Origin of the sequence: Glaciecola sp. KUL10, from assembly GCF_003203515.1 — a bacterium.
Classification (GTDB): domain Bacteria; phylum Pseudomonadota; class Gammaproteobacteria; order Enterobacterales; family Alteromonadaceae; genus Glaciecola.
Genome location: NZ_BGNG01000002.1, coordinates 254,595 through 269,314, shown reverse-complemented (window position 1 = coordinate 269,314; position 14,720 = coordinate 254,595). Strand labels below are relative to the sequence as shown.

General features: G+C 42.1%; 8 protein-coding genes. 2 read left to right on the top strand and 6 right to left on the bottom strand.

The window, feature by feature from the left end:
* Positions 1–567: 567 nt before the first annotated feature.
* The 4 genes from KUL10_RS05065 to parC are packed head-to-tail and all read right to left on the bottom strand — an operon-like array spanning position 568 to position 5,287.
* Complete coding sequence (locus KUL10_RS05065; protein WP_110427815.1) at positions 568–996, bottom strand: RimK/LysX family protein; 429 nt, start codon at positions 994–996, stop codon at positions 568–570.
* Between the two features lie 26 nt (positions 997–1,022).
* Complete coding sequence (locus KUL10_RS05060) at positions 1,023–2,063, bottom strand: succinylglutamate desuccinylase/aspartoacylase family protein (protein ID WP_110427814.1); 1,041 nt, start codon at positions 2,061–2,063, stop codon at positions 1,023–1,025.
* Entirely contained in the window at positions 2,063–2,968 is a 906-nt protein-coding gene (rimK, locus tag KUL10_RS05055) for a 30S ribosomal protein S6--L-glutamate ligase (protein ID WP_110428031.1), read from the bottom strand. The genes KUL10_RS05060 and rimK overlap by 1 nt, the downstream gene beginning before the upstream one ends.
* A gap of 36 nt (positions 2,969–3,004) precedes the next feature.
* Positions 3,005–5,287 carry a DNA topoisomerase IV subunit A gene (gene parC, locus KUL10_RS05050; RefSeq protein ID WP_110427813.1) on the bottom strand — a complete coding sequence of 761 codons (2,283 nt, stop codon included), beginning with the start codon at positions 5,285–5,287 and terminating at the stop codon, positions 3,005–3,007.
* Positions 5,288–5,441: 154 nt separating this feature from the next.
* Here parC and KUL10_RS05045 point away from each other — a divergent pair, with 154 nt between their 5' ends.
* Both KUL10_RS05045 and KUL10_RS05040 read left to right on the top strand, forming a co-directional pair.
* Positions 5,442–8,588 carry a hybrid sensor histidine kinase/response regulator gene (locus KUL10_RS05045; RefSeq protein ID WP_233499712.1) on the top strand — a complete coding sequence of 1,049 codons (3,147 nt, stop codon included), beginning with the start codon at positions 5,442–5,444 and terminating at the stop codon, positions 8,586–8,588.
* A gap of 154 nt (positions 8,589–8,742) precedes the next feature.
* A complete protein-coding gene (locus tag KUL10_RS05040; protein ID WP_110427812.1) occupies positions 8,743–10,665 on the top strand; it encodes a methyl-accepting chemotaxis protein in 1,923 nt (640 codons plus the stop codon).
* Here the strand turns inward: KUL10_RS05040 and KUL10_RS05035 are convergent.
* Positions 10,662–11,264 carry a DUF2982 domain-containing protein gene (locus KUL10_RS05035; RefSeq protein ID WP_233499711.1) on the bottom strand — a complete coding sequence of 201 codons (603 nt, stop codon included), beginning with the start codon at positions 11,262–11,264 and terminating at the stop codon, positions 10,662–10,664. The two genes, KUL10_RS05040 and KUL10_RS05035, sit on opposite strands and share 4 nt — an antisense overlap.
* Before the next feature lie 284 nt (positions 11,265–11,548).
* A complete protein-coding gene (locus KUL10_RS05025) occupies positions 11,549–14,719 on the bottom strand; it encodes an efflux RND transporter permease subunit (protein WP_110427809.1) in 3,171 nt (1,056 codons plus the stop codon).
* Between the last annotated feature and the right edge of the window lies 1 nt (position 14,720).

Genomic DNA, 14,720 nt, shown 5'->3' with positions numbered 1-14,720 from the left:
CAATTACTCGTTAATACCCAGCGTCCTATTTTGAGTTAATTTTTTCAGACAACACACCAGCTTGATTTAACTTTCTCTCTAAGGCATTCATTCTGTAATAACAAAATGCAGCTAGTACAAACCCAAATATTCCAAAAACTTCCAATTTAATTCTCCTAATGAAAACACTAATACTAATAATGTTGTGAAGTGACACGCAACAGTGAACTCATGTTCATAATTTTAATGCTATAAATAAATAGCATTTGTCTAAAACATCCCTAAAAGTTTTCTAAAATCCATAATAATCAGTGTATTGCATATGTATTAAGCGATTGATGTCAAACAATTAAAATTGCTGAACGGCAATGTTTGTGTGTCTTTTATAAGCAGTATTCAAGCTTTATCCCATGAAACATTTATGTTTTTCATGGGAATTAATTGGCTATTTTTCGATTATTCAGTTGACTAGAATATCTGAGACTGATTAATGGCTATAAACGTCCGCTTTCATTGGTTGCAAGCTATTGTTATTTGGGAATGACGAGGAATTGCGGAAAAGGAGATTGTCTGTAAACTCGCCGAGACTTAACTACCCAACAAATACTCCAACTCCGGATCCACAATAAACTTCCCTGCCATCGCCTCTCGCCCAAACAACATTAGGTATGTCATCTCGGAGCGGTCGGTGAGTGTCAGTTGAATTGGCCAACGCAAGTCGGCTATTTTGATATCGGTAGAGATTACATAGCGTTTTTGTCGAGTGGCTGTTGAGCTTTTGACGCGTCGTTGCCCCTCGACTTTTGCTTCACATCGTTTTAGCTTTTTAACATCGTGGATATCGGGGTGGATATCAAAGCGTATCCACAAATCATCACCTTGCTCAAATTCTTCGATGTTGTCTACGTGTAATGAAGAAGTAGCAGCACCGGTATCGACTCTTATATTGAGTGCTGTAATCCCCAAGTCTGGTAAATCACAATGCTCTAGGGCGCCGATTAGTATTTTATCTGTCATCTTTGGTTTTCTCTATGCACCTGCTTTCATCCCACTAGCATGGAATCTGAGCTGCCTAAGTTGTCTTGTAGCATCTCGACATGTTCTGCTACGGTATCGGGTTGTTTGAAATACGCGATATGATAAATCGCTTCGCCCTCTTGAGCTAAAGGAATGTTTTGCTTGCCAATAATCACCCCCGTTGCCGGTGAGATAAGGTCATCTAGCGGTTCGCCAAACGGATTGGAGATAGTAGCTAGCACATCGCCTTTTTCAACGTGATCGCCCAATTGTGCTTTGTGTAAGACAAATCCACTTTCGTTGGCTCTTACCCAGCCGCTTTGGCGGGCAATAAATGGCTCAACTTTGCGCCCTTTGTGCTTCGTTTTATTAAGCATGCCGATTTGTCTCATTACGCTGACAATGCCTTTTACGCCCGCACGAATCGAAAATTCGTCGTAGCGAAGTGCTTGCCCTGCTTCGTACAATAATACTCGTGCGCCCTCATCAGCAGCGGCTTGTCGTAAAGATCCATCTCTAATATCTGCGTTTAATAGCACAGGTACACCAAATGCTTTAGCCATTTCAGCAGTCAGTTCATCGTTGAGATTTGCTCTAATCTGAGGCAAGTTTGAGCGATGAATAGCACCTGTGTGCAAGTCGATGCCATAATCGCTTTTAGAGACGACTTCATCCAAAAATAAACGTGCAATTCTGCCTGCTAACGAGCCTTTCTTACTGCCTGGGAAACACCGGTTTAAGTCTCGTCGGTCAGGTAAATAACGACTTTGATTGAGTACGCCGTAGATATTTACCATCGGGATGGCAATCAACGTGCCTCGCAAATTTTTTATTGATGGACTTTTTATCAAACGGCTAACAATTTCAATACCGTTAAGCTCATCACCATGAATGGCAGCACTGACGAATAAAGTAGGCCCTTCTCGCTTACCGCGTTGAACATAGACTGGAATACCCATGCTTGTATCGGTGTATAACGGCGGCATTTCTAGTTGAAAGCGTTTTTGTTCACCGGCATTAATTGTGTGTTCACCAATTATTAGGTCAGGAATAGATGATTTGCTCATCACCCTTTTCCTTTTGTGCGCGTGTTCGACTTATCTGCGCTTTTTGCGATAAAATCGATGATCATGCCTGCAACATCTTTGCTTGTGGCTGTCTCGATACCCTCAAGACCCGGTGAAGAATTCACTTCCATGACCATTGGCCCATTTTTCGAGCGCAATATATCCACACCACACATATTCAAACCCATGGTTTTAGCAGCGTCTACGGCGGTTTTGCGCTCGGCGGGAGATAAGCGTACTAGACTCGCTGATCCGCCTCGGTGCAAGTTTGAACGAAACTCACCAGGCGCGCCTTGTCTCTTCATCGCAGCGATGACTTTGCCGCCCACTACCAAGCAACGGATATCTGCGCCACCGGCTTCTTCGATATATTCTTGCACCAAAATATCGGCTTTTAAGCCCATAAAAGCTTCAATGATTGATTCTGCGGCTTTTGCGGTATCGGCTAACACAACGCCGATGCCTTGCGTGCCTTCTAACAGCTTAATCACGACGGGTGCACCGCCGACGTTTTTGATCAAGTCATCAATTCTATCTGGATGATTTGCAAAGCCGGTGCGCGGCATACCAATACCTTTGCGAGACAGTAATTGAAGTGAACGCAACTTATCTCGAGAACGTGAAATGGCCACGGATTCGTTAATAGAGTATGTGCCCATCATTTCAAATTGACGCACAACCGATGTGCCGTAAAAGGTCACTGACGCGCCGATGCGCGGAATTACCGCGTCATATTTGGGCAAGGCTTTACCTTTATAACGCACCGATGGTCGACTGCTCGTGACGTCCATGTAACAGTGCATAGTATCGATGACGTCGACTTGGTGGCCTCGAGAAACGCCGGCTTCAACGAGTCGGCGTGTAGAATATAGCTTGGGATTACGCGATAAAATGGCAATTTTCATACTCATTTTAAATCACTTCCTTAAATAAAAGTGCCTTTACAAAGCCTCAGGAGGTGCTTCGCTTGGCTGAGTTATTATTTCAACTTCATCAACTCGTTGAAGGCCTCGAGGGAGTTTATTTCCTCGACGTCCGCGTTCGCCTTGATAATGGCTGAGGTCTTGGGCACTTAATGTCATGCCCCGTTTGCCTGCAACGACTTTTACACTTGCTTGGGCAGGTACCACGCATAGATAACTTAAGTATTCTTCTCGAGACTTCGCTTTGGCTGACGGGATATTCATCAGCTTATTGCCTTTGCCCTTGCCTAAAACGGGTAAGTCTTTTAGCGGGAATAACAACATGCGGCCTTCATTAGAGATACACAAGCACCAGTCGCTATCAATATCATTAACTAATTGCGGTGTCATTACTTTTGATGCGACAGGCAACGAAACAAAGACTTTTCCAGCTTTATTTTTGCTGAGCATGTCAGAAAACTTACCTACGAACCCGTAACCTGCATCCGAGCCAATTAAAAATGATTGTTCGTCAGGAGCCATAATCGCATTCTCGATGGTCTCGCCACCGACTATCGTAAACTTACCCGTGAGTGGTTCACCTTGGCTTCGCGCTGATGGCAGTGTATGAGCCTCGCAGGAAAACGCGCGCCCGGAGCTGTCGATAAAGGCAACCACTTGAGTGCTTCGCCCTTTCGCGCTAACCAGGTATTTATCCCCCGATTTATAACTCAATGCTTCTACATCAATATCATGGCCTTTGGCACAACGCACCCAGCCTTTTTCAGAAACGACGACCGTTACTGGCTCGGATGGCATCAACTCTTTTTCACTCAAGGCTTTCGCTTCGATACGCGACACAATAGGACTGCGTCGTTCATCGCCGTAGGTTTCAGCATCGGCGAGGATTTCTTTTTTGATCAGCGTCTTTAAACGTCTGTCTGAGCCTAATAGTAATTGCAGATGATCACGCTCTTTGGCTAACTCGTCTTGCTCACCTTTAATTTTAAACTCTTCTAATTTCGCTAAATGGCGAAGTTTTAAATCAAGTATGGCTTCTGCTTGTGTATCAGATAGTGCAAATCGCTCCATCAACACGGGTTTAGGTTTATCTTCGTTGCGAATAATCGCGATAACTTCGTCGATATTTAAAAAGGCAATCATTAAGCCTTCTAAAATATGCAGGCGTGCCAGCACTTTATCTAAGCGGAACTGCAAGCGCTTAGTCACCGTGTCTTTTCTAAATACCAACCATTCAGACAAGATGCTCTTCAAGTCTTTAACTTGAGGGCGGCCGTCCAAACCGATCATGTTGATGTTCACACGATAGCTTTTTTCTAAGTCAGTGGTCGCAAATAAATGCTGCATGACTTGTTGGGTATCAACTCTATTTGAACGCGGAGACACTACTAACCGAGTTGGGTTTTCATGGTCTGATTCATCTCTTAAGTCACTGACCATAGGTAGCTTTTTACTCGTCATTTGACCAGCAATTTGCTCAAGTATCTTTCCACCACTTGCTTGATGAGGTAAAGACGTAATGACTATCTCGCCATTTTCTTCATGGTAAACCGCACGCATTTTGATAGAGCCGCGGCCAGTTTCGTAAATCTTTTGAATATCTGCTTTTGGCGTGATGATTTCGGCATCAGTCGGGTAATCTGGCCCCTGTACGATTTCAAGTAAATCGGATAACTCGGCTTTACTATCATCCAACAACAGTGCGCATGCGTTTGCCAGTTCTTTCACATTATGCGGTGGAATATCCGTTGCCATCCCAACAGCAATACCGGTAACGCCGTTTAATAGTATGTGCGGCAACCGTGCGGGGAGAACTTTAGGTTCTTGCAAGGTTCCATCGAAATTAGGTAGCCATTCGGCAGTGCCTTGACCAAGCTCGGTTAACAAGACCTCACTAAATTTGCTTAATCGTGCTTCGGTGTAACGCATGGCAGCAAACGATTTAGGATCATCGGGTGCTCCCCAGTTGCCCTGACCATCCACCAGTGGATAACGATAAGAAAACGGTTGGGCCATCAGTACCATGGCTTCATAACAAGCAGAATCACCGTGAGGATGGAATTTACCAAGGACATCACCTACCGTACGCGCTGATTTCTTGTATTTTGCGTTGTTACTTAGACCAAGATCGGACATCGCATAAATAATGCGGCGTTGAACAGGTTTTAAACCATCACCGATGTGCGGTAGTGCGCGGTCCATGATGACGTACATCGAATAATTGAGATAAGCGTCTTCGGTAAACTGACTTAAAGGTAACTGTTCAGTCCCTTCTGTATTTATTGTTATGTCGTTACTCATTTGTTTCTTTCCTAGTGGGCTTATGCATTAGTGTAGCGCGTCAAGTTTTGAGCAAATCTATGCATCCAGCATCCCAAAGCTGTACTTATGTGAAAGCAGTCTTTATATTTAACAGCATGTTATATTATTTTTGATCTAAAGCATAACCGCTCAAGTGTCTATTCTTCTTCGATTGTTCATAAAGTTTTTGCTCTTTGTTTCTTTGCAACTTAGCTTTGAAGCAAACGCGCGTGTTTTTCTAGAAAACGACACGGGCCGCATTGAAATTAGTGATGCAATGCAGATTTATACACTCAATGAAGAGTTAAGCATCGAACTCTTTAAAGCTAGGCAACCGCGCTTATCATATCAAGAATATGAGTATCCCAATATTGGCTTTCAAGACAATAGCGTTTGGATGTTTACTCGATTAGAAAATAAAAGTGACCTAACACGCTGGTTTATCAATGTTAACTTTACCCAGCTTCCTCATGTAGATGCTTATTTATTTAAAGGCGATGAGTTAGTTTATTTTCGTCAAGGAGGTAATAAGGATAATCAGGAGCACTATCGATTACCCACATTCGAACTAAGCATAGAAACAAACACTGTTTACAGTTTATACATACGTGTAAAAGCTGAACGAATTCCCATTATTGCGCCAATATTTATTAGTGACGCATCCACACATGCGTATATGGTGTCCTTTGATTCTATGATATGGGGCGCGTTTTATGGTGGCCTTTTCATTTTGGCACTTTACGCCGTTTCTGTCGTCTACTCCAAACAAGAACTTTCGGCCTTATTACTCTTTTTTCAAGTATGTCTAGTGACTCTATGGCAATTTGTATGGAGTGGGCATGCACAACTGCTTCCTTTGAGTTTGAAGGCGCTTCCCATGTTTCATAACATGGACTTTTTAGTACCTTTTGTCAGTGCTGCTTCTACTCTTTTTATTGTGTTCTTTTTTAAAGACAAGTTATCGCAGAGATATCATCACCCTTTATTTATCGGTTTTTTTGTCGTCTTATTTTTGTGTGTGATAGCCGTCGCAACAAATCAATTCGAAGGAGAACACCTTGCGCTCTTAAGCCGTTTTGTTGGCTTTATTACAATTTTCCTCAATGTTTATTTATGTGCTGTCGGAGTCAAAGGCCGATATAAACCAGCCTATCCAATTGTGTTTGGAGTGACTGTTTTATTAGTGTGCTCAATTCTATCTAGTTTATTTATTGCCGGTTATCTTCCTCCTACTACTCCTAATACCTATCTATTCCAAATCTCGTTAGTGATATTGACATGCTCGTTTGCGTTCGCGCTAAACATAAAGCTTCGGTATATTCTTGAAATTGAAGTACAAGAAGCTTCAAGGGATGCAGAAAACAACTTTTTACTCATTGAAGAACAAAATGTGCACTTAGATATAGCAAGAAAAGAAGCCTTGCGAGCGAGTGAAGTAAAATCGCAGTTCTTAGCAAATATGTCTCACGAAATAAGAACTCCACTCAATGCCATAATTGGATTTTCAAAAGAAGTGGAAGAAAACCACAATCAAACTGAACGTGAAGAACATATCCGCATCATCAATTCAGCTGCAAGTGACCTACTGACCATCGTCAATGACATATTAGATTTTTCAAAAATGGAAGCCGGTAAACTAAATGTTGCTAACAAACCATTTTCTGCTTATGCAATATTTGAAGAGGCCGCCAGTCAAGTTGCAAAATCAGCCCATTTAAAGCAGCTACAATTTATTCTCGATATTCAACCGTTGCCAGCAAGTCTCATTGGCGATCAATTTAAGATTAAGCAACTTCTTAGTAACCTGTTAAGCAATGCTTTAAAATTTACTAATTTTGGCACGATAACGTTAAAGGCAGGTTATGACTGGCTAAATCACGATGAAATTAACCTAAATATTGAGATCAAAGACACCGGTATTGGCATAAGTGAACAAGATCAATTACAGCTATTCACACCTTTTAGTCAACTAAACGATGAGTTGAACCGATCTTTCCAAGGTACTGGCTTGGGCTTGGTTATTTGCCAACAATTGACATATTTAATGAATGGCAATATCCAGGTAAAAAGTGAATCTGGCAAAGGCAGTTTATTTAAGCTTCAACTGCCATTAAAGGTCTTAGAGCAGCGACTCACACCAGAGAAGATGCCGTTTTGGTTAACAAAGACAGCCTGTATATTCGATCCCAACCCGATAACTCGAGCGGTAACGATGAGGCTGCTACGTTCCATAGGAATCAATACATATTCGTTTGATAAACTAGATGTTCTGCTTGGCCAAGATTATGAGTTTGACCTTGCGTTCATCACACTTCCCATGGAAGACGTCGTCAATAGAACGGCTACAATTAACAAGAGTTACGCGATTAAAGCGGATCAATTTGTATTGGTTTATTCGGGTCCAAGCCCTGAAACCCACCAGTATAATAGAAGTGACCAAGAGCCGGTGCTGCTGCGCTTACCAATTACCACAAAGAAATTGGAAGATATCTATGCAACACCTAACCAAGTCAGCGATGTAAGTTCGAAAACCAAGTTTAACAAGTTGCCGAATATCAAGCTCTTAGCTGTTGATGATATGTTTATCAATCTAAAGCTGTTACAAACGTGGTTAAAGAACTCTCCAGTACAGTTGTACACAGCAGATTCAGGTCAAAAGGCTGTCGAACTTTGTCAAGAAAGTGAGTTTGATATTATATTAATGGATATACAAATGCCCAATATGGACGGTGTGCAAGCCACGGGCTTAATCAGAAAAACGTCGTTGAATCAAGGCACACCTATTGTGGCAATTACTGCACATGCATTTCAGGAAGAGAAAAAGCATTTCCTAGACTCGGGAATGGACGACTACTTACCCAAGCCCATTGATATCAACAAACTTGTGGCACTCATCAATGAATGGTGCCCAGCGGATACATTTGAGCCTGTCTCAAAGAAATCGATTAATTGGGAGCTCTCGATTAAACGCTCGTATGGTAACCAACAAGCTGCATTTGAATATCTAGAAGAGTTTGTTGAAGAGCTTCCTACTCATGTTAAACAACTAGAAGCGCTGTGGCAGCAACAAGACATCACCGAATTAAAAGTACAAATTCACAAATTACATGGCGCTAGCTGTTACACGGGTGTTAGTGATTTGCAGAAAAAGTGCAACGAAGTAGAAGGTTTGTTAAAAACAAATCGTCTTCAAGATATCGCTAAACCTATGTCGTCTTTATTACTAGAAATTGAAGCGGTCATAAAAGACTGGGCGCAAGTGAGAAATCAAGTTCAAAACACCTTACAGAATGAAAATTAAGTAAGACTTTAAGTCTAGCTAAATTTTATCAATATACTTCCGATACCTATAAAAGAGCGAAGCGTGTTTGTCGCGTCTTATTCGTTATTCTTACTGAATTTAGTTAACCAAATATGCTTGGAAACCGTCCATCAAATATGCTTGGAAACCGTCCATGAGTCCACTCACTATTCGTCAAAAAATCGTGCTGATGTCAAGTCTAACGGTATTATTAACTGCAATATCAATTACTTGGGCGAGCTCATTCCTTGCTAAACGCGTAATAGAACAAAGACTGTTAGAAAACGAACTACCTAATACTATTGAAAAAGTGTCTGCCGAAATAAACAGTCAAATACACACTATGAGAGCATTATCAGAGCAGATAGCAAACAACCATTTTGCTTTAAATTGGTTGGAAAATGGCGCACCCACACAACAAGAGAAATTACTTGTGGATAGTTTAAAAGCTATCGCTGAAGCGAATAACCTAAGCGGTGCATCTTTTGCAGATCGACAAACTGCTAAATACTGGAATGACAAAGGCTTTTTGCGAACACTCAAGCAAGATCAAGCCGACAATTGGTTTTTTGAGTATCGAGCTTCGGGTCAAACAAGCATGGTCAGTGTTTATCAAGACCCCAATACTGGCAAGACAGACCTTTTTGTTAATTATCAACAAATGCAAGGGAGAGGCCTCGCTGGCACTGCTAAGTCATTTAATGATGTCGTAAACATGCTTGCTACACTCACAGTGGAGCAAACTGGATTTGTTTTTCTTGTTAACAAGAACGCAGAAGTTGAGTTGCATAAAGACAGAACATTACGAGGTCAAAGCTTAAGTAAAATCTATCCTGCCGCAGATGTAGAAAGCATGCTTTCAACTGCAGCACATCAAATTCAAATCATCGATGCCGACACAAAGTACATTTTGGCGTCGTCGCATATCCCTACTATGGATTGGTTTGTAATCGCATATATTCCTTACGATGAAGTGTTTGTCAATTTGACCCAAGCAACATGGAAAATTGCCTTAGCTAGCATCGTTATATTGTTGATAGCTATCTCGGTAACTTGGTTTATCGCCAAAAGTATCACCCGCCCTATTAATCGACTAGCAGGCGTGTTCAGCGATATGGGACAAGGTAAAGCAGATCTATCATATCGCTTACCAGAAACGAGACATGTTGAAATTAACCAAATATCTCAAGGTTATAACCAGTTCATTTCAAAACTATCGCAAGTATTCGACGAGATCAGTACTAGTGGTGCTCAGCTGAGAGAAGTCGCTAGGCACCTATCAGAGAATACAAATCAAACGCAGAATCGAGTAAAAGACACATCAGCAAATACGATTGAGCTAACGGCTGCGTTGAATCAGGTAGATGCGGCAGCAGTCAGTAATGTTGAGAAGGCAGACAATGCTGCCGAAATAAGCAGACGAGTCGGTGAAGATGGGCTTGCAATTGCGTCTATGATTCAAACCACACAACAAGACATCCTTTCTTTATCATCAAAAATTAATGACGTCGCTCAAGTAATTAGATCATTAACAACCAATACTGAGACAATTGCCGAGGTGCTTCAAACGATTGAAGCAATTTCAGAGCAAACCAATTTACTTGCGTTAAATGCTGCAATTGAAGCAGCAAGAGCAGGCGAACAAGGCAGAGGCTTTGCAGTTGTCGCAGATGAAGTAAGAACACTCGCTAGTCGGACAGCTGTTTCAACACAAGAAATACAAACAATCATGGAAGCTTTGAAATCGACGTCGGCAGATGCTACACATGAAATATCGTTGATCATCGAGCAATCCAAATCGACCTCAGATTCGATAGTCAACGCAGAATCGATCCTTAAAAACAACACTGTTCATTTTGAAGAAATTGCTCAATCTAATGCAGATGTAGCACGCTCAACAAAAGAGCAATCAGAGGTTATCACGCACATCAACGGGCGCATGCTAACAATTAAAAGTAATGCTGAGGGCAACTTAGCTCAAGTTCAACAAATCGCCGAAGAATCCGATAACTTAATTGAGCTCGCTCAGAAACTAGATGATTTGTTGCACGCCTATCAACAACATCGCAAAAGCTAACCGGACTGATTAGATAGCCTTTGTTGAATCAATGTCTCTTGGCAGTCTTTGATGAGTTGAATAAACTCTTGAGGGCTGCGATCAAGTTCGTTAGTCGAAATAAATACGTCGTAACCTAATCGCTCTTTTAGCTTGAGCATTCTATTGCCAAACATTGCCGTGACGCCCTTTACTTGTGTTCCGTCTTGGCGCGTATACGTTTCATCCTCAATCATATCGTCGCCATAGCATCTGCCGGTCGCACAATTTGGATCCACGTTATGCATAACTAACGGGCGTTGCTCAAGCAATAAATGGGTGATCAAACGCATCGAGATATCATCTAAGAAGGTGTCGCTGTCTTTAAGACGAAAACCAAGCATTTCCAATTCCACGGTTTCAATACCTTTTGTCACTCTGGGTACATCGACGCGCTGTATATTATCCCAATGAATTCGCCATTTTCCGCGACGGTGATGGTAAACAATGTGCTCTTTGGTAATCTCTAAACTGTAATTAGGTTCACGTAGTTTAAACCAACCTATGATCAGGCCAACAATACCACCAGAAACGATAAACACCCCTGGTAAAAAAAATAGTTGAGGCAAAAATGCTATCACTATTGTGCCTAATAAAATGAGCCCACATCCTACTAAAATAGAAACCACACCATTGCTGGACGAGGACGCTTTTATAAATATTGAATCTTGATTATCGCCATACATAAAAATAAAACACAAACATAATAATTGCCCATATCATTATATAACGTGAACGGCGGCAAAAAGCACAATCTGTATTCCACCAATTTAGCAATTTTTGTAGCACGTTGTATTTTTCTCGTAAAAGGTATTGAACATAGTATGCATCTTCAATACCAAGATAGTTTGCAAAAGCCGACAAATTAACTATCTAGATTAAGCTGTAAGTTGTGTTTTTCTTGAAACGCGACTCGTTTTTGTCTTAATCGACATAATGCTGCAATAATTGTTGGCGTAAAGAACAGCGATAATACCACTGAAAAGCCAACTCCACCGGCTAATACAACAGCTAGGGGTGGCCAAAACGAACCCTGACTAAACAGTAATAAGGGTATCAGGCCACCGACGGTAGTAAATGTTGTCGATAAAATATGTCTAGAACAACTCATGGTTTCATCAATTATCGCCTGACTATTTCCTTTCATCGCTTCAGGGTTACTGTTGATGGCCGCGATAACTACAATAGATCCGTTGATTGCCACGCCGATAAGGCCTGCACTCCCTAATAATGGGTTGAAACCCACCGGTAAGCCTGACAACCACAAACTGAAAAAGCCTAGACCGACCGATAATATGGCAACAATACCTATAACTGAAGCAAACCTTACACTACTAAAGGTCAATATTAATGCTGTGATCATCAATACAAGCAAGACTGGCGCATAGGTACTTAGCTGGCCCAAGGCCTGTTCTTGTTCGTCTGCATCACCTGCCATCTTCAAACGATACCCTTGAGGAAGTTGCAAATTTGCTTTTTCAATATTCTCTCTTAGCTCGTTACTAGCACTGACTGCTGGCACGCCGGGCAATAGATAAGCTTGAATGCGATTAACGCGTTCACCATTCGTGCGTGTGATCCCACTGATACTCGGTTGAAGCGTCAATTCGCCAAGTGCAGCTATGCCAACGGAAGCCCCTTGTTGAGAAAGCGCAGGGCTGACTAAGGGTAAAGCATCTATGTCCAGCATATTATTGCGCTCATCATCAGCGATCCGAACAACGACTGGAAGTTCCTCTGTGCCCTGCAAAACAGACCCGCCCGATGCACCTGATAACGCTACTTGTAGTTGTTGTGCGATCTGGTTTAAAGACAATCTAGCTAGATATGACTCATTCTCATCGACATCATATTTAAGTTCGGCCTCACCCACTGTAATAGACGCAAGGCTTTGAGTAATACCTGGAGTCTGAGTCATAGCAAGTCTAACTTGTTTACCCAATTCATCGAGCACTGCTAAGTCAGGTCCATAAATATCAACCTCAATAGGCGCGGCGATAGGCGGCCCCTGACCAAATGCGCGAACAATAATTTTTGCCTGCGGAAACTTGTCTTGAAGCTCAAATTGAAGCTCTGCGATCAATTTAGCGGCACTCTTCACATTCACCGTATTAATCACCGCTTGCGCGTATTCAGGAGAATTGTCTTTTGTCATCACCTGATTGTAGTACACAGAAGGTGTAGACCCTCCGACTAACCATGTCACCTGAGTCACATCAGGTTTTGATTGAATGTGTTCATTGACCTCTTTTACAACCGAGTAGGTTTCGTCAACAGAGGAACCGCTTGGCATATACAAATACATTTCGAATTGATCACGGTCTGCACTTGGAAAAAAAACATTTGCCAATTGGGTGGATAAGAAGAAACCACTTAGACAAAAAACAACTACCAGTGGTAACACTAACCACGGTTTTCCAATCGACGTTTTCAATAGGCTTGCAAAACTTTTTGAAATCGACGGCATCTGCAAACCGCGTCTCCACCATGCATGACTTTCACTGCTATCTCTTGGCAAGAACCTCGCTGCAAGGGCACCAATTATACTCAATGAAATAAACAATGAACCCAACAAGGCCATCACAACACTAATCGCAATTGGACCGATGAAGTCACCTATATTTCCATTGAGCAAAAAGATCGGCATGAAGCCCAAAACCGTCGTTAAGGTAGATGCTAACAAGGGAGCAAATAAATGGCTGATCGACTTTTGCAATGCTTGAATGCGACTTAAATCGGCATTAAGCAAATTCAACCTTATTTCGTCGGTAATAACGATGGCGTTATCTATCAATAAACCAATCGCAATAATGATACCAAATATCGACATTTGATGAATTTGCTGGTTAAAAAAGCTCAATGAAAAAATCGCAAAAGCCGCACAAAGTGGCAAAGCAAGTCCAACGATAAAAGAGGCGCGCATGCCCATAAAGACAAGAATTACGAACATTACGACGAGAGATCCCATTAACAGGTTATTGCTCAGTTCTGAAAGCCTTTGTTCTGTATAGGTGTTTTGCTCGAACACGACTTGCGCACTAAAGGAGCCTTCAAACTCTTGATTAAATTCATCAACCTTTTTGATAATTGACTCGGTCCAGCGATCAACCCGAACGGACGTCTGCATGCGTGCAGCGATAAAAATTGTGCGTTCGCCATTCAGCAGCGCAATTTCGCTTATAGGCGTTTCCCATAAGCGTTCGATATTGGCAAGATCTGATACGCGTAGATACTGCCCAGCATCAGTTAACAGTGGGATCTCGCCAATGATATCCGTATTTTCTAGCGGCTCTGCCACTTGTACCCTTACATTTCGCTGAGGATGACGCATCACACCAGCCGGAAGCTTGGCATCAGCTTGTGAGATACGCTGACTAACATCTTGCAAGGTCATCCCAGATAATGACAAAGCTTGAGCATCAAGGGTTACCACAATCTGCTCTTGTGGCTCACCATAAATCCTAACTAATTCGGTACCAGTGACATTTCGCAATCGGTCTGTCAATTCATTTGCCATCCGCCCTGTCATGCTAAATGGTGTGTTCTCTGGATAAGACGCTTGCATGGCTAATAGCAAAGTGAACGCTGTTGCACCTCGTTTATCCTCAACAATAGGTTTAGCAGCACCGGCTGGCAGGCGAGAAGACACATTTTCGATACTGTCTCTGATTTTCGAAAATATCTGTTGGTTATTGCTATTGTCTACCCAATCTTGAACTTCAACAGACAAGCTAGAGAAGCCTGCTTTTGAGGTCGATTTGATTTCTTTTATTTCGTACAGTTCTCTTAATTCGTCTTCTAAAACATCAGATACTAGCGCTTCGACTCGCTCTGCAGATGCACCAGGGAAAGATGTCAACACTAAGATATTACGCAAATCGATGCGTGGGTCTTCCAGTCTAGGTAGATTTTGGATCGCAGATAGACCTGCAACCAGTACAATAATAATACTCAGTACAAGCAAGTGCCCACGTCTAAAGAACAAGGTATACCATGCAGGATGTTGGTCAGTTTGAACCGCTTGATTTTGATTCATA